Annotated in this window: 21 protein-coding genes and 1 rRNA gene; 9 read left to right on the top strand and 13 right to left on the bottom strand. The window is 57.4% G+C overall.

Annotation, left to right across the window (positions count from 1 at the left end):
- Window positions 1-27: 27 nt before the first annotated feature.
- Entirely contained in the window at window positions 28-1,326 is a 1,299-nt protein-coding gene (locus ACT3RW_RS05630) for a cation:dicarboxylate symporter family transporter (protein WP_444613107.1), read from the bottom strand.
- Between the two features lie 180 nt (window positions 1,327-1,506).
- Here ACT3RW_RS05630 and ACT3RW_RS05625 point away from each other — a divergent pair, with 180 nt between their 5' ends.
- Genes ACT3RW_RS05625 through ACT3RW_RS05615 form a run of 3 tightly spaced genes read left to right on the top strand, consistent with a single transcriptional unit; the run spans window position 1,507 to window position 3,974 of the window.
- On the top strand, window positions 1,507-1,923 hold the full coding sequence (locus tag ACT3RW_RS05625) for a hypothetical protein (protein WP_444613106.1): 417 nt from the start codon (window positions 1,507-1,509) through the stop codon (window positions 1,921-1,923).
- Between the two features lie 57 nt (window positions 1,924-1,980).
- Window positions 1,981-3,204, top strand: a complete 1,224-nt coding sequence (locus tag ACT3RW_RS05620) for a sensor histidine kinase (protein ID WP_444613105.1) — start codon at window positions 1,981-1,983, stop codon at window positions 3,202-3,204.
- Window positions 3,205-3,218: 14 nt separating this feature from the next.
- Window positions 3,219-3,974, top strand: a complete 756-nt coding sequence (locus tag ACT3RW_RS05615; protein ID WP_131087720.1) for a response regulator — start codon at window positions 3,219-3,221, stop codon at window positions 3,972-3,974.
- A gap of 13 nt (window positions 3,975-3,987) precedes the next feature.
- On the opposite strand, the gene ACT3RW_RS05610 is transcribed toward ACT3RW_RS05615, so the two are convergent.
- Window positions 3,988-5,904 carry an AMP-binding protein gene (locus ACT3RW_RS05610; protein ID WP_444613104.1) on the bottom strand — a complete coding sequence of 639 codons (1,917 nt, stop codon included), beginning with the start codon at window positions 5,902-5,904 and terminating at the stop codon, window positions 3,988-3,990.
- A 183-nt stretch (window positions 5,905-6,087) separates the two neighbouring features.
- On the opposite strand from ACT3RW_RS05610, the gene ACT3RW_RS05605 reads away from it, so the two are divergent.
- The 6 genes from ACT3RW_RS05605 (at window position 6,088) to ACT3RW_RS05580 (ending at window position 11,253) form a co-directional block, all read left to right on the top strand.
- The gene (locus tag ACT3RW_RS05605) at window positions 6,088-6,735 is read left to right on the top strand and encodes a GntR family transcriptional regulator (RefSeq protein ID WP_444613103.1); all 648 of its coding nucleotides are present in this window, start codon (window positions 6,088-6,090) and stop codon (window positions 6,733-6,735) included.
- Window positions 6,736-6,739: 4 nt separating this feature from the next.
- A complete protein-coding gene (locus tag ACT3RW_RS05600) occupies window positions 6,740-8,257 on the top strand; it encodes an MmgE/PrpD family protein (protein ID WP_444613102.1) in 1,518 nt (505 codons plus the stop codon).
- Between the two features lies 1 nt (window position 8,258).
- Window positions 8,259-9,188: a methylisocitrate lyase gene (gene prpB / locus ACT3RW_RS05595; RefSeq protein ID WP_131087716.1), complete on the top strand. Its 930-nt coding sequence runs from the start codon at window positions 8,259-8,261 to the stop codon at window positions 9,186-9,188.
- An 88-nt stretch (window positions 9,189-9,276) separates the two neighbouring features.
- Window positions 9,277-10,416, top strand: coding sequence for a bifunctional 2-methylcitrate synthase/citrate synthase (locus tag ACT3RW_RS05590; RefSeq protein ID WP_444613101.1), 1,140 nt, complete (start codon window positions 9,277-9,279; stop codon window positions 10,414-10,416).
- A gap of 148 nt (window positions 10,417-10,564) precedes the next feature.
- Window positions 10,565-11,041: a DUF2975 domain-containing protein gene (locus ACT3RW_RS05585; protein ID WP_444613100.1), complete on the top strand. Its 477-nt coding sequence runs from the start codon at window positions 10,565-10,567 to the stop codon at window positions 11,039-11,041.
- Entirely contained in the window at window positions 11,041-11,253 is a 213-nt protein-coding gene (locus ACT3RW_RS05580) for a helix-turn-helix domain-containing protein (protein ID WP_131087713.1), read from the top strand. The genes ACT3RW_RS05585 and ACT3RW_RS05580 overlap by 1 nt, the downstream gene beginning before the upstream one ends.
- Before the next feature lie 28 nt (window positions 11,254-11,281).
- Here the strand turns inward: ACT3RW_RS05580 and ACT3RW_RS05575 are convergent, their stop codons facing one another.
- The 11 genes from ACT3RW_RS05575 to rrf all read right to left on the bottom strand — a co-directional run bounded on the left by ACT3RW_RS05575 (window position 11,282) and on the right by rrf (window position 22,788).
- Window positions 11,282-11,788, bottom strand: coding sequence for an 8-oxo-dGTP diphosphatase (locus ACT3RW_RS05575; RefSeq protein WP_444613099.1), 507 nt, complete (start codon window positions 11,786-11,788; stop codon window positions 11,282-11,284).
- 2 nt (window positions 11,789-11,790) lie between these two features.
- Window positions 11,791-12,714 (bottom strand): site-specific tyrosine recombinase XerD, encoded by a 924-nt coding sequence (xerD, locus tag ACT3RW_RS05570; protein ID WP_444613098.1) that lies wholly within the window; start codon window positions 12,712-12,714, stop codon window positions 11,791-11,793.
- Window positions 12,711-13,355 carry an NUDIX domain-containing protein gene (locus ACT3RW_RS05565; RefSeq protein ID WP_444613097.1) on the bottom strand — a complete coding sequence of 215 codons (645 nt, stop codon included), beginning with the start codon at window positions 13,353-13,355 and terminating at the stop codon, window positions 12,711-12,713. Before ACT3RW_RS05565 ends, xerD begins: the two co-directional genes overlap by 4 nt.
- Window positions 13,356-13,474: 119 nt before the next feature.
- A complete protein-coding gene (locus ACT3RW_RS05560) occupies window positions 13,475-15,151 on the bottom strand; it encodes a CTP synthase (protein ID WP_131089738.1) in 1,677 nt (558 codons plus the stop codon).
- Between the two features lie 122 nt (window positions 15,152-15,273).
- Window positions 15,274-17,016 carry a DNA repair protein RecN gene (recN, locus tag ACT3RW_RS05555; RefSeq protein WP_444613096.1) on the bottom strand — a complete coding sequence of 581 codons (1,743 nt, stop codon included), beginning with the start codon at window positions 17,014-17,016 and terminating at the stop codon, window positions 15,274-15,276.
- A gap of 116 nt (window positions 17,017-17,132) precedes the next feature.
- Complete coding sequence (locus ACT3RW_RS05550; protein WP_444613095.1) at window positions 17,133-18,161, bottom strand: NAD kinase; 1,029 nt, start codon at window positions 18,159-18,161, stop codon at window positions 17,133-17,135.
- A 74-nt stretch (window positions 18,162-18,235) separates the two neighbouring features.
- Entirely contained in the window at window positions 18,236-19,024 is a 789-nt protein-coding gene (locus ACT3RW_RS05545) for a TlyA family RNA methyltransferase (protein WP_444613094.1), read from the bottom strand.
- A complete protein-coding gene (locus ACT3RW_RS05540; RefSeq protein ID WP_165477242.1) occupies window positions 19,021-19,194 on the bottom strand; it encodes a hypothetical protein in 174 nt (57 codons plus the stop codon). Before ACT3RW_RS05540 ends, ACT3RW_RS05545 begins: the two co-directional genes overlap by 4 nt.
- A 2-nt stretch (window positions 19,195-19,196) precedes the next feature.
- Window positions 19,197-20,204 carry an HAD-IIA family hydrolase gene (locus tag ACT3RW_RS05535; RefSeq protein ID WP_444613093.1) on the bottom strand — a complete coding sequence of 336 codons (1,008 nt, stop codon included), beginning with the start codon at window positions 20,202-20,204 and terminating at the stop codon, window positions 19,197-19,199.
- A 49-nt stretch (window positions 20,205-20,253) separates the two neighbouring features.
- Window positions 20,254-22,158 (bottom strand): hypothetical protein, encoded by a 1,905-nt coding sequence (locus tag ACT3RW_RS05530; RefSeq protein WP_444613092.1) that lies wholly within the window; start codon window positions 22,156-22,158, stop codon window positions 20,254-20,256.
- Window positions 22,159-22,671: 513 nt separating this feature from the next.
- Window positions 22,672-22,788 (bottom strand): 5S ribosomal RNA (gene rrf / locus ACT3RW_RS05525).
- Window positions 22,789-22,894 lie beyond the last annotated feature (106 nt).

Here is a 22,894-nt window from a genome sequence, read left to right as displayed (position 1 = left end):
GCGGTTAGTTTTACTAGCGCACTTGCCTTAGTGGCCTTCGACGCTGTTTTCGTCGAATGGACGTGAACCGGCTAGCACGGCCTTAGCCTGCTCCAGGTCCAGCTCGTTGGTCCACTTACCGATCAACAAGGTAGCAACAGCGTTGCCGGTGAAGTTGGTCAGTGCACGAGCCTCGGACATGAACTTATCAATACCCACGATCACGCCCATGCCATCAAGCAGCTCAGGGCGGTGTGCCTGCAGACCTGCAGCCAAGGTGGCCAGACCTGCACCGGTCACACCGGCGGCACCCTTAGAAGCAATGATCATGAAGACCAACAGGCCGATCTGCTCACCAATGTTCATTGGCATGCCCATCGCGGTGGAAACAAACAATGCCGACATGGTCAGGTAGATGGCGGTGCCGTCGAGGTTGAAGGAGTAACCGGTTGGAACGGTGATACCAACAACAGGCTTCGAAACACCGGCGTGCTCCATCTTGGCGATCAGTCGTGGCAATGCCGACTCGGACGACGAGGTGGAGAAGATCAGCAGGTATTCACGAGCCAGGTACTTCAGCAGCTGGAAGATGTTCAAACCGGTGAAGGCACGCAGAATGCCACCAAGAATGACGATGATGAACAGTGCACAGGTGACGTAGAAAGCACCCATGAGGATTGCCATGGAACCGATCGCGGCCCAGCCGGTAGCACCAACCACGGCGGCGATGGCGCCGAATGCACCAATCGGAGCGACCCACATGATCATCATCATGATGCGGAAGACGACCTTCTGGATGTGCTGGATAGCGACCAGTACTGGCTCGCCGCTCTTGCCCAGACCCTGCAGGGCAAAGCCAACCAGCAAAGCAACAACCAAGGTAGGCAGAACCGGAAGGTCCCCTGGGATCAGCGACATCAGGAAGTCGACGGTGGAATTCGACTGGGTCGCAGCAGCTTCCTCATATGGCTTAAGCTTCAGGCCTTCACCCGGGTGAACGAGGTTACCAACAAACAGGCCAACCGCCAGCGCGAAGGTGGACATCACTACGAAGTAAAGTAGCGCGAGGCCACCAACCTTGCCGACAGTAGCGGCCTTAGCTACCGAGCCAATTCCCAAAACAATGGTGCAGAAAATCACCGGTGCGATGATCATCTTGATCAAGGCAACAAACGCGGTGCCAATTGGCTTCAACGACTTGCCAAGTTCAGGGGCGATCAGGCCTACTGCTGCGCCGAGCACAACGGCGACAATGACCATAATGTAGAGCCAGTGAGTTTTGTCTTTTTTCTTCGGTCCGGCCTGGGCGCCATTGCTACCCGGCGTCATGTCATCAGTGACAGTCATGTGGTTCGTCCTACCCTCAATATGCGCATGTAACGGCCCCTGGCGTCGTTGCCAAGCCGGTATTACGTAGAATCGTTCTGTTCCATGTTGCGCGACTAGGTGATCTGCATCTCTATTGCGTTCATATTGGTCACGCACTAGCACTCTAAAGCAGTTCACCGCAAGAATAAGGAGAGCGACATGACAGATCATTTCACCGAACTGTCGTTGCCCCAACAGGCGCATAACGATGCCGTCCCCGCTCCGCTACGGCGCAGTGGGTGGTCTTTTGCGATCCTTATTTTTGCTGCCCAAATGCTTGTGGTCTTCCTCGTTGTTATTGGTATGGCCATCTCCACCTACCAGCAACAGGCCCGGGTCATCCTCGATGACAAACAGGCGACCGTGGCCACAATATCCATCACCCTAGCCAACGACCCCTTTGTCATTAACGCGCTGGCCGGTAAAAACCCGGCAGAAGAACTACAGCCCTACACCAAGAAAATTTTGGATCGTGGCCAGGGTGTGGACTTCATTTCGATCATGACCCCAGACACCGTACGTGTCACCCACCCAGACCCAAACCGCATCGGCCAAAAATACGCTGGCTCCACCTAACAGGCGCTGGAAGGTGAGACCTATAACGAGATTGCGCTGGGTACTCTGGGACAGTCGGTGCGAACCATCGCTCCGGTGTACCACGATGGGAAACTTGTTGGTCTCGTAGCTACCGGCATCACCCTTGAGAACCTGCAGAGCATCTACCGCGGCGAGCTGCCACAAATCCTGATGGTTTCCGCACTGGCCTTACTGCTCGCCGGTTTCACTTCCTGGTCGTTCTCACGCTATGTCAACCAAGCGACCCTAGGCTTCGGCCCCAACGGGCTGCGCCGACTCTACGCCTTCTACTTCTCCGCACTGCACTCCGTGCGAGAAGGACTTGTGCTACTTGACCGACGCCACCGAATCGTCTTGTACAACGAGGAGGCAGCGCGACTACTTGACCTTCCCGAACAAGTCCCGAGCTCAGGACTGGATCCCAGCCAGGTAAGTATGCCCGAAACTCTGCGCACCTTAATGTCCACCGGACGCAGTTGTAAAGACGAAATCCATATGGGCACCCGGACGGTACTGTCCATATCTCAAGGACCGGCACGCCTGGCCAATACGCGCCTTCCTGGACGGGGACGAGCACCGCTGCGCTGGTTTGGGATGCAGCCACTGACCGTACAGGTGCTGACCTTGCGCGACTTAACCGAGGTGCAGGAACTCGCTGGCGAAGTGCAGTCGCTGAAAACCTTCTCTACCGCCCTGCGAGCGCAAACCCATGAACACGCCAACCGCCTGCATACCATCGCGACGCTGATCGAAAACGGTCAAAGCGACCGAGCGCTGGCATTTGCGGTGGATGATCGACAGCACTCACAAAAACTGACCGACGCGATCGTGAACTCCATCGACGATGCGTACCTCTCCAGCCTGCTGGTAGCCAAGGCCGCCCAAGCGAACGAACGTGGTCTCAAATTGGATATCACTGCCCAGGGCGTCATCCCGCCCGACGCGTTTGCGGCCAGTGACATGGTCACGATCGTGGGCAACCTGCTAGATAACGCTCTGGATGTTTCGGTGGGCACCGCCGAAGCCACCGTGTGGGTGGAAGTTACTGCGGACGACGATGAGCTGATCATTTCCGTGGCCGACTCCGGGCCGGGTATTGAACCAGAATTCTTGGATCAGCTACTTCGTTTTGGTGTCAGCACCAAAATAGGATCGCAGCCACGCGGACTGGGTCTAGCCCTCGTCCAGCAAGCGGTACTGCGACTAGGTGGCACAATGAATGTTGATAATGATGCCGGGGCGATCTTCACCGTGACCCTACCGCTGGCCCACAGCAACTAGCTCAGGAGTTTTTTATGCCAGATCCGCGCATCATTGCACCTCGCACCTCGGTGGGCAGCCAAGACATTGTGGTCCTCGTGGTGGACGATGAACCCGAAACCGCCGCCTCACACGCAAAGTTTGTTAATCGTGTTCCCGGCTTCACCACCGGCGCTATCGCCGGCAACGGCCAAGAAGCACTGGCACTACTCACCCGTGCACAACGCTCAGGTACCCCCTTCGACTTAGTCCTTTTGGATATGACCCTGCCCGATCTGCACGGCATCGACGTCGCCAAAAGAATGCGTGGGCGCGGGCTCACCACCGACATCATTGCCATCACCGCGGTACGCGACCTTGTGGTGGTCCGTTCCGCGGTAGCCACCGGAATCACCCAGTATCTGATTAAGCCCTTCACCTTTGCAGCCTTCACCGAGAAGTTAGAAAACCATCGGCGTTTTATCGCCACCATTCGCTCCACCGGACCGGATACCAGCCAGGCCGCCCTAGATAACGCTTTTTCGGCGCTGCGCACCTCCACGGCCTCAGTTTCCCTACCTAAAGGGTTGATCCCCGAAACTCTGGCGCAAATTACCGATCACCTTGCTCGACAGCCTGAGCGTTGTCTTTCTGCCACCGAGCTAGGCGAAGAGTTGGGGATCTCCCGGGTGACCGCACGACGCTATTTGGAGCACCTCTTCGATTCCAAAGCCGTCATCAAACAGCCTCGACATGGCACCAGAGGCCGCCCGGAATATGAATACCGTGCGGCCTCTGGCATCACTAACTAATCTGGATCAGCCCCTAGTGCCCCGGACGCAGCAACGGCATTAGCTCATCGAGTACCGCGGGGTCTTCAATGGTGGAGGGCACCGTATAGTCCTTGCCATCGGCGATCTGGCGCATGGTCTTACGCAGAATTTTGCCCGAACGCGTTTTTGGCAACGCCGCCACCACGGTGACCTCGCGGAAGTCCGCCACGGCACCAATATGCTTTCGCACCAGCGCCACAATTTCCTTCTTCAGTACCTCGTCGTCAACCTCGACCCCGGATTTGAGCACCACATATCCGCTGGCTCGTTGGCCTTTGAGCGCATCGGCCAAGCCGATCACGGCGCATTCGGCCACCGCCGGATGACTGGCCAGCACTTGTTCCATGGCGCCGGTGGACAAGCGGTGACCGGATACGTTGATCACGTCATCGGTCCGCCCCATCACAAACAGGTAGCCATCTTCATCGAGGTATCCGGAGTCACCGGTCAGGTAACAGCCATCAATCTGGCTCAGGTAGGTGTCGATAAACCGCTGATCATTGCCCCACAAAGTGCTCAGTGCTCCCGGTGGCAACGGCAGGCGCACCACAATATTGCCCTCTTGTCCGGCAGGCACCGCCTGGCCCATCGCGTCACGAATTTCCACCGCAAAACCCGGAACAGGCGTAGTCGGTGATCCCGCTTTGGCTGGTAATTCTTCAAGCCCCAGCGGGTTCGAAGCAATCGGCCATCCCGTTTCGGTCTGCCACCAGTTATCCACCACCGGGATGCCGAACAGGTTGACGGCAAATTGATAAGTATCAGGATCCAGGCGCTCGCCGGCAACAAAGAGCGAACGCAGGCTGCTCAGGTCATGGCTGGCGATCAGGGTCCCTTGCGGATCTGCCTTGCGCACCGCGCGCAGTGCGGTCGGTGCGGTAAACATCGTGGTGACCTGATGGTCCTGAATAATCCGGCCGAAGACCCCGGCATCCGGGGTGCCCACGGGTTTGCCTTCGTAGAGCACCGAGGTCGCTCCCGCGATCAATGGTGCGTACACAATGTAGGAGTGGCCCACAACCCAGCCCACATCGGAGGCGGTGAACATCGTATCCCCGGGGTGCACGTCGTAGATGGCGTTCAACGAATACTGCAGCGCCGTGCCGTAGCCGCCGGTATCCCGCACGACCCCTTTGGGTGCTCCGGTGGTGCCCGAGGTATAGAGCACGTAGAGCGGATGGGTTGAGGGCACACTCACCGGTGCGGCGCCGGTGGCTTGGGCACACTGTTGGTCCCAGTCCAGCCAATTGATGTCTTGGCCGTTGATCGTTTGGTCTTGGTACTCGGCCACGGTGTGCTCAAATCCCTCACGATGAGCGACGATCACATTCTTGACAGCGGGCTGCGCCATCAACAAGGCTTCGGCCACGGCCGGCAAATATTCAATATGCCGACTCGGCTCAATACCGCCCGAAGCTGTCACCACCGCCACCGGGGCGCAGTCAGTGATGCGGGCAGCTAGTTCTTTGGGTGCAAAACCACCAAAGACCACCGAGTGCACAGCCCCGAGGCGTGCGCAGGCCAGCATCGAGATCACCGCTTGCGGGATCATCGGCAGGTAGATCAGTACACGGTCCCCCAGACCCACACCATTGGCAGCCAGCACACCGGCGAAAGTTTCAACTTCGTGCAGTAACTGGTTGTAGCTGTAGGTTTCCACCGATTCGAGCATGGCGGAATCGTAGATCAGCGCCGTGTTTTCTCCGCGCCCCGCAGCCACATGGCGATCTAACGCATTAACCGAAAGGTTCAGCTTCCCGTCGGGGAACCAGGAATACAGCGGTTTGCGCGAATCGTCGATCGCGGTGTGTGGGAATGAGTCCCACTGGATGTCCTGTGCGGCTTTAAGCCAGAAAGCCGATGGATCGGTGGTGGATTGGGCAAATGCCCGACGGTATTCCTGCGCCATGATTTTCCTCCTGACACCGGGCATCATTGCCCGACATCTGCGTGGTGACTGAGATCGCCCTCGTTAACAACTCTATGAGCCAGCTCACTCCACTGCAAGGTCTATGTATACAAATATCGAATGTTTCGCCAAGATTTTCGGAAGATCTCCCATTTTCGACGCTTCTGTGTATACACTTGAGCCATGAGAGCAAGCGACAAGGTTTACGAGAGCCTCCGAGCGGACATTGTTCAATGGCGCTTGGCTCCGGGCACCGTACTTGGCGAAGTTGAGCAGTCAGAACGCCTGGGAGTTTCACGAACCCCGGTTCGCGAAGCATTGGGCCGACTGGTTGCTGACGGGCTAGCCGTGCAACAGAAAGGACGCGGCACCGTCGTCTCCGAGGTCAGCGAAGACCACGTAGAAGACTTGTTTGTACTACGCGTCGCTTTGGAATGCGCCAGCGCCAAAGCGGCTGCCACCTCGCCGAAGAACCAAGGTTTCACCCAATTGGCGCAGCGCTTTGAGCAAGCCGCCGATGAAGTATCGATCCCGGGGTCTCGCGAGGCTTACTACGAATTGGTTCAGTTGCTCGACGAGAGTATCGACGAGGCAGCGGACAACACCTACCTATCCAATGCACTGCGAACCCTGCGGGTTCACCTGCAACGGGTACGGCGTTTAGCCAAGGACAATCCGGATCGCCTTAAAGCCTCCGCCGGTGAACACGCCGCCATCGCACGGGCGATCGCCAGCGGAAATCCAGAAGTCGCCGCGGCAGCCACCACAGTTCACCTGCACCAATCCTTCACCCACATCATGGCCCACGCGGTCGGATCAGAAAGGCACTGACACTATGATCAAGCACCCAGTACGCGTTTACCGCTCCGAGGAAAAGCTGGCCCGCGAAGACCAGCTGGCCCACAAAATTGCCGCGGTTGCCACCGACCCGGTTGAAGTCACTGCCGAAGTGACCGATATGATCATCAACCGCATCATCGACAACGCCTCGGTGGCCATTGCTTCGCTAAACCGCGGGCCGATCATCGCTGCCCGCGCCCAGGCACTAACCCACGCCCCATCCACCGGTGGATCCGGTGCCTCGGTCTTCGGCATTTCCGAAAAGGTCTCCCCCGAGTGGGCCGCTTGGGCCAACGGTGTCGCCGTGCGTGAACTGGACTATCACGACACTTTCTTGGCCGCCGAGTACTCCCACCCGGGCGATAACATCCCGCCGATCCTCGCCGTCGCTCAGCACACCGGCGCATCGGGTAAGGACCTGATCCGCGGCATCGCCACCGGTTATGAAATTCAGGTTGATCTGGTCAAGGCCATCTGCCTGCACAAGCACAAGATCGACCACGTGGCTCACCTGGGCCCATCGGCAGCCGCCGGCATCGGTACCCTGCTCGGCTTGGATTTGGAGACGATCTTCCAGGCTGTGGGCCAGGGCTTGCACACCACCACCGCTACCCGCCAGTCACGCAAGGGCGAAATCTCCACCTGGAAGGCGCACGCCCCGGCCTTCGCCGGCAAGATGGCCGTGGAAGCTGCGGACCGCGCCATGCGTGGACAGACTTCCCCAGTGCCAATCTACGAGGGTGAAGACGGCGTCATCGCTTGGATGCTTGACGGGGCGGACGCCGCCTATGAAGTGCCACTTCCAGAAGCCGGCGAAGCGAAGCGGGCCATTTTGGATACCTACACCAAGGAACACTCCGCCGAGTACCAGGCGCAGGCTTGGATCGACTTGGCTCGTAAGTTGCACGGCGAACATCCAGAAGCAGCCGATCCTAAAAACGTGGCCTCGGTACTGATCAAGACCAGCCACCACACCCACTATGTCATCGGCTCCGGCGCCAACGATCCACAGAAGTACGACCCGACCGCCAGCCGCGAGACCCTGGATCACTCCATCCCGTACATCTTCACCGTGGCCCTGCAGGACGGCGCGTGGCACCACGTGGATTCCTACTCGCCAGAGCGTGCCGGCCGTGCCGACACCGTTGAGCTGTGGCACAAGGTCACCACCGAAGAAGATCTCGAGTGGACCCGCCGCTACCACTCGCTGGACATCGCAGAAAAGGCCTTCGGCGGCTCGGTGGAAATCACCTTGAACGATGGCACCGTGATCACCGATGAAATCGCCGTGGCCGACGCACACCCACTGGGCGCTCGTCCCTTCGCTCGTGATCAGTACATCAACAAGTTCCGCACCCTGGCCACCGGCCTGGTTGACGAGGCAGAGATCGACCGCTTCATCGCGGCCGCAGAAAACCTGGAAAACCTTGGCGCCGGCGAGCTAGACCAGCTGAACATCCAAGCCGCTGATGGAGTCATCAACACCGCTGCGGCACCGAAGGGTCTGTTCTAAAATGTTGTACTCCACAAAAACCCCTGCCGTCAAGCGTCAGGCACTGCGCGAAATGCTCACCCCGGGTGCTGCCCGCCAGTTCCCCGGAGCGTTCAACCCGCTCTCGGCCAAGCTCATCAGCGAAAAGCAATTCGACGGCATCTACATCTCGGGTGCCGTATTAGCTAACGATCTGGGCCTGCCCGATATTGGGTTGACCAGCCTCACCGAGGTTGCCACCCGCGCCGGGCAGATCGCCCGCATGTCCGATCTGCCTTCCATCGTGGATGCCGACACCGGATTTGGCGAACCAATGAACGTGGCACGCACCATTCAGGAACTTGAATACGCGGGTCTGGCCGGGTGCCACATTGAGGATCAGTTCAACCCCAAGCGTTGTGGCCACCTGGACGGCAAAAATGTGGTTGATACCGAAACCATGCTCAAGCGTATTGCCGCCGCCGCCGATGCCCGGATCGATTCAAACTTCCTGATCATGGCCCGCACCGATATTCGGGCGGTGGACGGTCTTGACGCAGCGATTGAACGCGCCAAAGCCATGGTCGATGCCGGAGCGGATGCGATCTTCCCCGAGGCGATGAAATCCGTCGCCGAATTTGAGGCCGTATGCAAGGCCGTTGACGTGCCGGTGCTGGCGAATATGACCGAGTTCGGCAAATCCGAACTGTTCAACCGTCAGGAACTGGCCGATGCCGGCGTCGCGCTGATCATCTACCCGGTCACCCTGTTGCGCAGTGCCATGGGAGCGGCCGAACGTGTGCTTGATGCCATCAGTGAAGATGGAACTCAGCAGCGCGAAGTGGATAACATGTTAACTAGGTCACGTCTCTACGAGCTCGTGGACTACGAAGCTTACAACCGCTTCGACACCGGTATTTTCAACTTCCAGGTTCCGACCCTGGACATTGATTCCAATAGCGCGAACCTCTAGGTTCGCACCAAATCAGGACCTGCGCCGACCGGCACATCCGGTCGGCGCACCCAACGCATTAGTACTCCGCCAATGAAGAGGAGCAAGAATGACTACCACCGAGGACATCAAAAAGGGCCTAGCAGGCGTCGTCGTTGACTACACCGCCGTCTCCAAGGTCAACCCGGAAACAAATTCGCTACTGTATCGCGGTTATCCAGTGCAAGATCTGGCGGCCAGCAAGTCCTTCGAAGAGGTTGCCCTGCTGTTGTGGAGCGGTGAATTGCCTTCCCAAAGCGAGCTGACTGAATTCAGCGCCTTTGAACGCGCCAACCGCGCCCTGGATCCACGGGTGAAGGCCGCTATCGATTTGCTGCCTACCGATTGCCACCCGATGGACGTCGGCCGTACCGCGGTATCCGTCATCGGTGCCAATCACCCGCAGGCGCAAGACTCCTCACCCGAAGCCGAACTGCTCAAAGCCAAAGAGCTTTTCGCGGCATTCCCGGCGGTTGTTGCCTACGATCAGCGCCGACGTCGTGGACAAGAAGCAGTTGCTCCGCGCGAAGATCTGGACTACTCAGCAAACTTCTTGTGGATGACATTCGGCGAGGAAGCCGCACCCGAGGTGATCGACGCGTTCCGTGTCTCCATGGTGCTCTACGCGGAGCACTCCTTTAACGCCTCGACCTTCACCGCCCGCGTGATTACTTCAACCCTTTCGGATCTGCATTCGGCGGTCACCGGTGCCATTGGCGCACTCAAGGGCCCGCTGCACGGTGGAGCGAACGAAGCGGTGATGCACACCTTTAATGAGATTGGCATCAACAAGGAAGAATCTCGCGAGGACGCCGCCAAGCGTGCCAAGACCTGGATGGAAGACGCACTGGCCAACAAGAAGAAGGTCATGGGCTTTGGTCACCGGGTTTATAAGCACGGTGACTCGCGCGTACCGACCATGAAGGCCGCGCTCGATCGCATGATCGAGCACTATGGCCGGCAAGAAATGCTCGGACTGTATGACGGTCTTGAAGCGGCCATGGACGAGGCAAAGGCCATCAAGCCAAACCTCGACTACCCCGCCGGCCCCACCTATCACCTGATGGGATTCGACACCGAAATGTTCACCCCGATTTTTATCGCGGCGCGCATCACCGGATGGACGAGCCATATCTTCGAGCAGCGTGCAGCCAACGCGCTGATTCGCCCACTCTCCGCTTACAACGGTGAGGATCAGCGCGCGCTCTAGTACGCTCAAATCAGCTCGAGGCCATCGGGTCCACGCTTCACAGCGTTGACTCGATGGCTTTTTTGCGCCATGCGAACTTGCGCTCAACCCCGATCGTACCTATCGTTTAACGATAGAATAATTTCGACTAACGATAGGTTCGTTCGGCATGGGCAAACTCAGCATTCTCGGCCTTAAGATCATTCTGGCCGTCGCTACCGCCGGCGCGCTCTTTGTGCAATTTGGCATGATCCCTATGATCATCTTCAACGACTCCCCCGGAACCGGAGCCGAACGCCTAGTCAGCGGATCATTTCTGGCCTACTTGTTCATTGCCGGGCTCATCATCGAAGCCTGCGTCTACTGTGTGTGGAAGCTCGCCACTCGGGTGAGACGCGGAACCGTGTTTGATCCGGCCTCGCTACGCTACGTTTCACCGATCATCTTCGCATTTGTTATTGGTGCGCTGGCCACATTCACCGTGGCGGCAATTTTCGCCAGCAGTTCAGAAATCGCACCAGGCATCGTGCTTCTGATCGGTGGCGCTGGGGTTCTTATGATCGGCATCAGCTTCATCGCCCTGGTCCTACGCCACCTTCTAGAACAGGCCGCGCAGCTACGCACGGAACTCGGCGAGGTCATCTAATGGGGATTCGAGTAGATATCGACGTCATGTTGGCCAAGCGGAAGATGGCCGTGGGTGAGCTATCGGAGAAAATCGGCATTACCCCAGCCAATCTTGCAGTGCTCAAAAACGGTCGAGCCAAAGCAGTGCGATTCACCACCCTTGAAGCGCTCTGCCGAGAACTAGCGTGCCAGCCTGGCGATCTGCTGGTCTTCGAACCTGACGAGGATTAGCCGCTAAGACACGGTCCCACGTGGCAGGCTAAGTCCAAGGCTCAATGTGGATACTTTGTACCGATGCATTATCCGCAGCCAGCACAATCGTCGCAGTAAACTTCTCCCCGGCGACCAACTTTGGTAACCACAAAGGCGAGTCCTGCCACATGTGTTCAATGGGAAGGCGTTGTGGATCCACCCAGAGTGGCTGAAGTTCATCGCTAACTAATGCTTCTCCCGACGCACGGCGGGTGACGAATGTAGTGCAGTGCATATTCGCAGATTCAAGGGCGCTGAATCTGAAGTTGATCTGAGCTGACAACTCTAAATCGTCGGACACAACCTCAAGTCCAGTTTCTTCGCGAAACTCACGAATCGCGGCATCCACACAGCTCTCGCCTACCTCAACTTTTCCGCCGGGAAGCACGATCTTTCCTTGGCCAAACCCGCGCAGCTTGCGTCCCAACAGAACGTGAACTCGGCTCTCGCGCTCATCGGTCAGGGCAACCAGCGCTATTTGCCGAGCAGAATTGGACGCCAGACTATTCGGCATTTTTAGTTCACCCTCGGGTGAGCCAGTTGGTAGGCCTCACGCAAGGAATCAACGCTCACCTTGGTATAGATCTGCGTTGTTGTCACCGAAGCGTGACCAAGAAGCTCTTGGACCACCCTTACGTCAGCTCCACCTTCTAAGAGGTGCGTAGCAAAGGAATGGCGCATCGTATGCGGAGATACGTCACCGGTGATGCCGGCCCGCTGCGCTGCTTTGCTAAGTAAGAGCCACACTGATTGGCGGGAGAGTCTGCCGCCGCGCTGGTTCAAAAACAGCGCCGGAGTTCCTTTGCCCTTGGCTGCCAGCCCCGGGCGCGAACGCACCAGGTAATCACTGACGGCTCGCTGGGCATATCCGCCTACTGGCACGATCCGCTCCTTTGAGCCCTTACCAAAAAGCCTCACGACCGCATCATCGGCGAAGTGCAGATCGTCAACATCCAGATCAACAACTTCAGAAATTCGTGCTCCGGTGGCGTATAGGAATTCAAGAATCGCCCGATCGCGAAGTCCGGCTGGAGTTTCGGTATTGATCGAGTCAAGCAATTTGGTGACTTGAGAGATGGAAATTGCCTTCGGTAGCGACGCACCGATGGTGGGCGGTTGAATTTCGCGTGCTGGATTGGGCGCGCAAATCCCTTCTAGCTCCCAGTACTTATGAACCTGCCGGATCGCCACTGCATGTCTGGCCACCGATCGCGCACCCAAAGCCTGATGCTCTTCATCGCCTCGGGACAGCTCCTGTAGATAACCGCTAATCGTAGCTTCGGTGATGTCCTGCGGATCGAGGACCCCATAGGAGCACAGTGCGGCCGTATAGCGGTTAAGGTCCCGGCGATAAGAGTCGAGCGTGTTTTCGGCCAGACCTCGCTCGATTGCTAAGTGCTGCAGGTAACGCTTTACAGCACGCTCAAACTTTCCGCTCATCCCTGGCGCAGGTATGGATGCACATCGAATGGTTCGCTAGCGTCTCGCAAGTTCGCATAGTTGTCTGCGCGGGCCGCTTGCGCCGCCAAAATTGCGATCATCGCCGTCGGATTGTGGATCTTGCCCGACAATACTGCTGCCACAGCATCCTGCAGTGGCACCCAGGCGCTGATCATCTCGGCTTCTTCTTCAGTTCGTAGGTGACGATGATCTTCGGGGGCGAGCTTTGGCTCACGAGCCAAATACACGCGTACTGCTTCGGCTGAGGATCCAGGGCTGAGGAACACGTCGGTCAGAATGGACCATTGCTCTGCCGTTCGATCGGCTTCTTCCCAGAGCTCACGTTTGGCGCCATCTAGTGGGAGTTCCCCTTCGACGTCCAATAGACCTGCCGGGATCTCCCATAAACGCATTCCGACTGGGTGACGGTACTGATTGATCATCAGCACTCGTTCTTCTTCGTCCATCACCAGTACGCTCACCGCTCCTGGGTGATCGATGTAGTCGCGTTCGATGGTTCCGCCGGTTTCAGACAGCTTTACCGAATCGTGAATCACGTTCCAGATTCGCCCTTGATATAGGGTTTCTCGGGCCAATAGTTCGCGCGGAGAAAATTCATCAGAAATCGGAGGCGTCTGCACCGGGTTCGTCCTTCGGTCGGTAATTGCTGGACTGCATTCTCCAGCTTAAACAGCAACGCACCGGTCAAGAGTGACCGGCGCGCATTTGTCTGCAGAGTTTTCACCCCGCAAGAGAACTACTAGCTACGCTGCGACAGAGCAGCCTCCACCAGACCCGCAAACATTGGGTGTGGTCGGGTTGGACGGCTGGAAAGCTCTGGGTGAGCCTGCGTGGAGACGTAGTAAGGGTGTACGTCCTTTGGCAGTTCAACAAACTCGACCAAGCTGCCATCCGGTGAGGTTCCGGAGAAGACCAGACCTGCTTCTTCAAGCTGCGCGCGGTAAGCGTTGTTAACTTCGTAACGGTGACGATGGCGCTCGGCGACATCGGTCTTGCCATAGGTTTCGGCCAGTACGGAACCTTCAGCCAACTTTGCCTCATAGAGACCCAGTCGCATGGTGCCGCCAAGGTCGCCCTTGCCATCAACAATTGCCAGCTGTTCTTCCATAGTTGCAATAACTGGGGTGCTGGTTTCTGGATCAAACTCGGTGGACGAGGCGCCTTCAAGTCCTGCGACGTTACGCGCATACTCGATAACCATCGACTGCAGACCAAGGCATAGGCCCAAGGTTGGCAGCTTATTTTCACGAGCAAAGCGCAGGGCGCCAAGCTTGCCTTCAAGTCCGCGGATGCCGAAGCCACCAGGAACGCAAATTGCTTCTACCCCGGCTAGTGCCTTGGCAGCACCGGCCTCGGTGGCGCAATCATCTGCAGGTACCCAACGGATGTTGACCTTGGCATTATTAGCGAATCCGCCGGCACGCAAAGCTTCCGTTACCGAAAGGTAAGCATCTGGAAGGTCGATGTACTTGCCGACCAAGGCTACGGTCAGTTCGGTGCTTGGGTTGTGTACGACGTCAAGCAGACGATCCCACGAGGTCCAGTCAACATCGCGGAACTTCATTTCCAGAGTCTGAACGATGTAAGCGTCCAAGCCCTGTGCGTGAATGACCTTAGGGATGTCGTAGATGCTTGGCGCATCTGCACAGTTGATGACCGCCTCGGTATCAACGTCGCAGGTACGTCCCAACTTCGCACGCATCTCAGCAGGAATTGGACGATCCGAACGGATCACCAAGGAGTCTGGCTGAATACCAATTGAACGCAAAGCAGCAACTGAGTGCTGGGTTGGCTTAGTCTTCAGTTCGTGGCTAGGACCGATGAACGGCACCAATGAGACGTGAACGAAGAACGCGTTCTTGCGGCCAATGTCCTGGCGGACCTGACGCGCGGCTTCAAGGAATGGCTGAGATTCGATGTCACCAACGGTGCCACCAATTTCAGTGATGATTACGTCAGGAGCCGACTTACCCTCGATCGGGTCAGTAGCTGCCAAGCGCATACGGCGCTTGATTTCATCGGTAATGTGAGGGATGACCTGGACGGTATCGCCCAAGTATTCACCACGGCGTTCACGTTCGAGAACGGTGGAGTAAACCTGACCGGTAGTTACGTTAGCAGTTCCTGGAAGGTTTTCATCCAAGAAGCGTTCGTAGTGTCCGATATCCAGATCGGTTTCAGCGCCATCGTCAGTAACGAAGACTTCACCGTGCTGGAATGGGTTCATGGTACCTGGATCGACGTTCAGGTACGGGTCGAGCTTCTGCATGGTCACTGAGAGACCACGAGCCCGAAGTAGGTGACCAAGGCTGGATGCCGTCAATCCCTTACCAAGGGAAGAGGCCACACCGCCGGTGACGAAGATATGCTTTGTCGTTTCAGACGACCGAGAATCACGAGTTGAATTACGCTGCATCACGGGATTTCATCCTATCACCATTCCAATATTTCGCATCCTTCTAAAACTCTAGTGCACCATCACGCGATGCCATAGCAACGCCGTAAAACAGGGCTTCACCAAGACTTTTAGCCAAATATTTACTTAGCAGTGGTGAGCGATGACACTAGAAGCTGCGCTTCCGACAGCAATTCTTCTGCGTGGGCCTGCGCCGTGTCTGATTCTTCTTGCCCTGCCAACATGCGCGCCAATTCTTTAACACGCGCGTCCTGATCAAGACTGATAACGTCGCTGGCGGTGTACCCGGAACCGGCCTTCGCCTTGGTATCGGAGTTCTTGATAACGCGAATATGCCGATCCGCATAAGCAGCAACCTGCGGCAGGTGCGTCACGACGATAACCTGCACGTGCCTTGCGAGCATCGCCAGTCGCTCACCAATGGCCACAGCAGCCTTGCCGCCTACGCCTTGGTCGACTTCATCAAAGACGAATGTGGGCACTGGGTCTACGGCAGCAAGCACGACCTCAATGGCCAGCATGACGCGTGAGAGCTCACCGCCACTGGCACCCTTGCCCAATGGTCGAGCAGACGCACCAGCGTGTGGGGCCAGGAGCATCGAGATTCCGTCCTGTCCGAACGCCCCCGGCTCATCCAATTCAGTAACTTCGATGACGAGCTTTGCATCAGGCATGGCCAACGCTTTGAGTTCCGCGGAGACCTGGCTCGAAAGCTTCTTGGCGGCTTTTCGGCGGGACTCGGAAAGCTCGGAGGCCAAAGAAGCGACACGATGCTCTAGCTCCACCACTTCACTTTCCAGCTCTTCGATGCGTGAGTCATCGCCCCCGAGCTGTTCCAGTCGAGTGCGAGCCTCGGCAGCCCAGCTGATGACCTCATCGATGCTCGGCGCGTATTTACGCATGAGCTTGTTCAGATCCGCACGTCGCGCCTCGATCTGTGCAAGACGCTCCGGTCCTTCCTCATCCAGGTCGGCTACGTAGGCAGCGAGGTCACTGGATAATTCGGAAGCGAGGATGCCAAGTTCCGCCGCCCGTTCAACAAAGGAAGCTAACACTGGATCATCGTCGCTGGCCTGGGCGAGCACTCCCCTAGCCGTCTCAGCCAGCGTGGTCACCCCAGGGTTTTCAAAGTCCTCGGAGTCAATAACGGTCTGCGCTTGCTGGCTGGCCGAACGCAAGGACTCAACGTTGCCCAATTTCATCGACTGCTCGCGCAAGGTTTCATCTTCGCCCGGCTGCGGGTCCAACTCGTCAATCTCCACCAAGGCCAGTCTGAGGTTTTCCGCTTCGCGCACTCGATTGCGGGATTCGGTTTTCAGATTTGCTAGTTCTTTGGTGACCGCGCGCCATTGGCGGTAGGAACGTTGATAGTTGCTCAAGGTCCGAGCTAGGGATTGGCCGGCAAAACGATCCAGTGCATCGCGTTGTGCAACCGGCTCTTTGAGGCGAATCTGGTCAGATTGGCCGTGCACCGCTACGAGGTCATGCCCCAACTCCGCGAGTAACCCAACCGGCGCGCTACGTCCGCCAATGGTGGCACGCGAGCGTCCCTGCGCGGAAAGCGAGCGCGAAATCAACAGCTCACTTTGCTCACCGGCGGGCTCGATGAATGCACCTGCTTGGCCGGCGGCGTCAAGAACGTGATGATCCGGCGGAAGGTGAACGACAGCTTCGGCCAGAGCGTGCTTTGCACCGTTGCGCACAGCTCCGGCATCTGCACGACGCCCTAGCAGTAAGGACAGGGCAGTAATCACCATGGTCTTGCCGGCACCGGTTTCACCGGTGACAACAGTCAGCCCCGGCCCCAGTGGCAGGGTCGCCTCGGTGATCACACCAAGGTTGGAGATCTGGATTTCCTGAATCATTGCCTACTCCCGAAGGTCGCGTTCAAGTCGTACCGTGCGAACTTAGTATATGTGTTCTAATCACGATTTTCGCAACTATGTTCGAGAGTGTGGAAAAGTTTTTTGCCTTTGCGCGGTTAGTCGCCGTTCGTTTCAGGCCGAGCCACCATCGGAATTCCGGGCTCATCACGATAGTGCGGTTCAATACTCTGCACCCCAGAGCCAATCACCGGCAGCGACGAGGTCGCAGGTCGGCGCGATTGCTCATCAGCTGGACCTCGCCAACCGGCGATCGGCAGCTCAAACTTGTTAACTAGTCGCTCGGAGAAGGGAGTGGTGTTCAGTCGAGCCAGGTAGACCGGGCAATCGCTACGGGTTACTTCTACTCGAGCTCCGGGCGGAAGTTCGATCGTGCGTCGTCCGTCGCACCAGAGCACCGCACCGGCGTCTGTGCGGGTCAGCATTTCCACTGCCATCACCGAATCTGGGGAAACCACCAGTGGCTTGGCAAACAGCGCGTGGGCAGAAATTGGCACCATGATCAGCGCTGCTACATCTGGCCAGACCACTGGGCCGCCGGCGGAGAATGAATAGGCGGTGGAGCCAGTAGGGGTTGCCATGACGACGCCGTCGCAACCAAAGGTTGAAATGGGTCGGCCGTCAACCTCGATCACGACTTCGACCATGCGTTCCCGATTGGCTTTCTCCACTGCCGCTTCGTTCAGCGCCCAGGTTTGTGCCAGGCAGACGTTGTCGAGCCAGACTTTCACGTCGATGGTCATGCGTTCTTCGACCGTGTAGGCCTGATTGACTAGGGCATCAACCGTCGCGGCCAGTTCGGTGCGCTCGGCCTCCGCAAGGAAACCCACGTGCCCGAGGTTTACGCCCACCAACGGCAGTGGTGCTTGGCGAACCAACTCAGCTGCACGCAGTACCGATCCGTCTCCGCCCAAAACCACCCCAAGATCAACATCTTCGATCTGGCAATCTTCACCAAGGATCTCGATGGGTTCTATGATGGACCCGACTGCGTCGATCATCGCTTCGTAGTCTTTGCGGCGCATAACGCTCATCGCGCCGGCGGAGGCAAGTAGCGAGCAAGTTTCAATGGCTGCGGCAACCGCTTCTTGGCGTCCGGTATGAGTGAAGACTAGGATTCGACGCAAGGCGGGCGGCCCCTCTCAGGATCGTGAGACGCAAAATGACCGTGGCGTTCGACCCCGGCTAATGCACTTCACTTCTAAGAATAGTCAACGTTGTGCCAGATCGGCGGAACATCGGGTGCCTGTACGTCTTCTTCGGCTACAAGCCAAAGGAAGAACTCAATGTTGCCGTCTCGACCAGGAAGCGGACTGCGCGCCAAACCGCGCAAGTTCAGCCCTGCTGTCTTCGCGCTGGCGATCACCGCTTCAACCGCTGACTGGCGTAGCTGCGGATCGCTGATCACACCCGTGCGGTTTTGCAGCTCACGACCTACTTCGAATTGCGGTTTAACCATAAGGACCAACGAGCCGCCAGGCTTGGTCGCCCCGGCCAAGGCATCAACGACCAGTCGCAAGGATATAAACGACAAGTCGGCTACTACGAGGTCGACAACTCCCCCGATATCTTCGGGAGTCAGGTACCTTGCATTCAGACCTTCGTGCACCGAGACGCGTGGGTCTTCGCGGATCTCGGTGACCAACTGATCATGGCCTACATCCGCTGCGACCACATGCTTTGCCCCGCGGCGCAACAGTACGTCGGTGAATCCACCGGTCGAGGCGCCAGCATCTAGGCAGCGCAACCCCTCGGGATTAATAGTCGTAAATACATCTAGTGCGCCGGCGAGTTTATACCCTGCGCGCGAGACGTACTCTTCACCGTCGGTAGGTACCAACGTTAGTTCGTCGGTGTCCGACACCTTTTTGGAAGCCTTGGTCACCGGCTCACCGGCCAGTAGTACACGGCCTTCTGCCAATAGTTTGCCAGCTTCGGTGCGCGAACGTGCTAGTCCGCGGGTGAGAAGTTCTTGGTCTACCCGATTCATCGGCCCTGCTCCGTTCGATTGAGCTCCTGCTGTAAACCATTGAGCAGGTGCTCGTAGATCCCAGCGTGCTCGGTAATGTCATGATCTGCCAAGGAGGAAAGTACCTGCTCGACCTGTGAATCGTTAACGCCATGCGGGCCGGGGGCCGGCTGCGAATTGTGTGGCAGCACCTTTAGCTCCGAACCCGGCGCAGGGTATCGAGCCCACGCTCGGTGAAGCGAATTTCTGGTTCTTCGTGACCAGCTTGGCGTGGGTGGGCCAACCACCAAGCGTGGCAGGCTGCGCGCCATGCGTTCAGATCTGATTCGCTGCCGGCAACTTCGATGGCCCCAGCATCAATCTTGGCCACCGCGTCGCCTACCTGTACTCCGTAGCCAAGAACCTTGATGGTTGGGTACGGGCGGTACAGATCGGCCAGCGTATTAATAAGGTAGTTTGGACGCTGATCCACGGGGGCACCAAGCGCGGTGCGCGGGGAATCAACGCCGGTCAAGACCAACGCGGTGGAGAATCCAGCACGGAAACCACCGAGAATATCGGTATCCAATCGGTCACCGACAACCAACGGGCGCTTTGAATCCAAACGGTCCGCAGCCCTAGCAAAGAGGTAGGATTCAGGCTTACCAGCCACCTTCGGCTCGCTACCTGTGGCTAGCTTAACCGCGTTGACCAGCGAACCGTTGCCCGGCGCGATACCTTCAGCGCGGGGAATGGTCAGGTCGGTGTTGGTGGCTACCCACATCGCACCGTTGTTAATGGCGTAGGAGGCCTCAGCCAAATTTTTCCACGACAAATCCGGATCGAATCCCTGAATCACCGCAACGGGTTGATCAGCGTGCGATTCGACCACTTCCAGTCCGCGAACGGCAATGCATTCACGCAGGTAGGGGGAACCCACCACCAAAACCTTGGATCCTGGATTTAATTCGCGGGCGAGCATTTCGGCTCCGGCATCAGCGGAACCGAATATCTGCTCGGCGCTCGTCTTAACTCCTAGCTGCCGCAGGTGCGCTGCGACAGACATCGGTGAACGCCCCGCATTGTTGGTAATGAACGCCAAAGTGACGTTCACTTCCGCGAGGGTGTTCAGCGACTGGACCGCATCGTCGATGGCATCAGGGCCAGCGTAGACGACACCGTCAAGGTCGGAGAGGACAGAATCAAATCCAGAGATCAGCATTCGGTGGGGGTTCCTACTACTTGTTGTTTATGACTACTACTGCCACAGCTTACTTGGCGGAGTCGTCTTCAACCTCAGTGGTTTCGATTTCCGTGTCGGACTCGCTAACCTCGGTCAAGCCGTCTTCTTCGTCGATGCCGGTTTCAGCAGCTTCAACTTCGTCAGCTTCTTCGGCTTCGTCAGCGTCTGCTTCTTCAGCTTCGTCAGCATCCTGGTCTTCGTCACCGGATTCGATCAGGTCCTTGGCACGAGGAGTTTCGTCCTCTTCCTCATCCATTTCTGGAGCAAGGTCCATGATGAACGATTCGGTTTCGTGCTCAATGCCCAGAGCGTTCTCGGCCACAACGACCTGCTCGTTCCAACGCTGTGCGTCTTCGGTACGACCGGCAGCCGAAAGCAGATCGGCGTATGCGGTGAACAGACGTGGGCTGAAGGAGAACGCGCGGTTGAAGTTCAGCTGTTCCAAGGATTCCAGCTCAGCCAATGCTTCATCTAGCTTGCCCAAGTCACCGTGAGCGCCAGCCGAAACAATCTGCATCTCAACCTTTACAGCGGCTTCGAGGTTCGCAGATTCTTCAGAGTGAGCCAACTCAATAGCCTTTTCTGGACGACCCAGGGCGCGCAGCGAGTCGGCGATCAGCGGCAGGTTGTAATCCGAACCGGAGATACGACGGTGGGTGCGCAGTTCGCGCAAAGCATCGGCGTATTTGCCGGCGTGGTAAGCAGCAATTCCCACTGCTTCACGCACTACTGCCACGCGGCCACCACGACGGGAAGCTGCCAAGGTGTGCTCGTAAGCCAATTCTGGATCTTCTTCGAGCAAACGGCCAGCCATAACTAGGTGCTTAGCTACCCAGCTTGCAGAACGCTCTTCGAGGTAACGCAGCTGGGCGCGAGCGACGCGGTCCAGCTCTTTACCGGTAACGTCCTCATCGATATCTGGTGACTGGGAGCGGTCTGCACGGTTGGAGATACGAAGATCGCCTGGGTTGTGAGCGCGAACGGCCTCGCCGCGTGGATCTTCGAAACGTGGAGTGCGCGCTGGGCGATCCCCATTCGAACGATCATCCTTGCGGAAGTTGCCACGGTCATCGTTGCGCTTGAAGCCACGATCATCATCACGGCGTTCGCCACGGAATCCACCACGGTTCTCGTCGCGCTTGAAGCCACCGCGGTTCTCGTCGCGGCGTTCACCACGGTATCCACCACGGTCATCGTCGCGCTTGAAGCCACCGCGATCGTCATTGCCCTTGAAACCGCCACGGTCATCATTACGCTTGAAACCACCGCGGTTATCATCACGCTTGAAACCGCCACGGTCATCATTACGCTTGAAGCCACCGCGGTTGTCATCGCGACGCTCGCCACGGTCATCATTACGCTTGAAGCCACCGCGGTTGTCATCGCGACGCTCGCCACGGAATCCACCACGGTCTTCGTTGCGCTTGAATCCGCCACGATCGTCATTGCCCTTGAAGCCACCACGGTTGTCATCACGCTTGAAACCACCGCGGTTATCATCGCGGCGTTCGCCACGGAAGCCACCGCGATCGTCGTTGCCCTTGAAGCCACCACGGTTGTCATCACGCTTGAAACCACCGCGGTTATCATCGCGGCGTTCGCCACGGAAGCCACCGCGATCGTCGTTGCCCTTGAAGCCACCGCGGTTATCATCGCGGCGTTCGCCACGGAAGCCACCGCGATCGTCGTTGCCCTTGAAGCCACCGCGGTTATCATCGCGGCGTTCGCCACGGAAGCCACCGCGATCGTCGTTGCCCTTCAAGCCACCGCGGTTATCATCGCGGCGTTCGCCACGGTTATCATCGTTGCGCTTGAAACCACCACGATCATCACGACGTTTGAATCCGTCGTTACCTGAATTGTTGCGGTTTGAATCTGAGTTCCGGAAGTCGCCTCGTCCGGTGTCGGAATTACGGCGGAATTCGTTAGACATTTAATGTCCCCTTCAGCGGCAATCTCGATACCGCAACCTTCGTGATCGCTCACACGATGCACTTCACTATTAATTAATCAGCGTGCTCTATAGGCACGAACAACTAAATTCCAGTCTACGGGAGTATGGACTCACACAATAGAGAAAGAGTGCCATTGTGGTAAGACACTCAGTGGAAAGCAACATACCGAGTACGAAAGTTCTTCGTTCCGGCCGGTTCAACACCAAAAGTCGGATAATCACCTCCGGAGAACGCAGCTTGAACGCTACAGGAAAGTACAGGAGATCGTTCCAGGCACTTGGTGAAATCCAGCAAACACCGATGTCCCACGGTTGTAGGCCCATAAGCCGGCACCTGCCACCAGTTCTTTAAACAGGAAAAAGGGGGTCGAGCTTCAGCTCAACCCCCTACCAACCAGCAATCAGCAACCAACCCACCGTTGGTGGTTAAACAGGTGAGGCCCCAACCAAAAGGTTAGGGCCTCAAACCAACATTCATCTTTATTAAGTTAAGTCCGGCGGTGACCTACTCTCCCACACCCTCACGAGTGCAGTACCATCGGCGCAGTGGGCCTTAGCTTCCGGGTTCGGTACGGGACCGGGCGTTTCCCCCACGCTATGACCGCCGTAACAATCACGAAGCACACAAACCAATTTTCTGGTGTTGTATGAAACGATGCGACAAAAACTACTTGTCAAGTCTCATGTTTAGTTTCGGTTGTCGAGTTGTTGTCTC

Source organism: Glutamicibacter sp. AOP5-A2-18 (assembly GCF_052446055.1).
Lineage (GTDB): Bacteria > Actinomycetota > Actinomycetes > Actinomycetales > Micrococcaceae > Glutamicibacter.
Note: the sequence above shows the minus strand (reverse complement) of the source record. Positions and strands in the feature narration are given on the sequence as shown.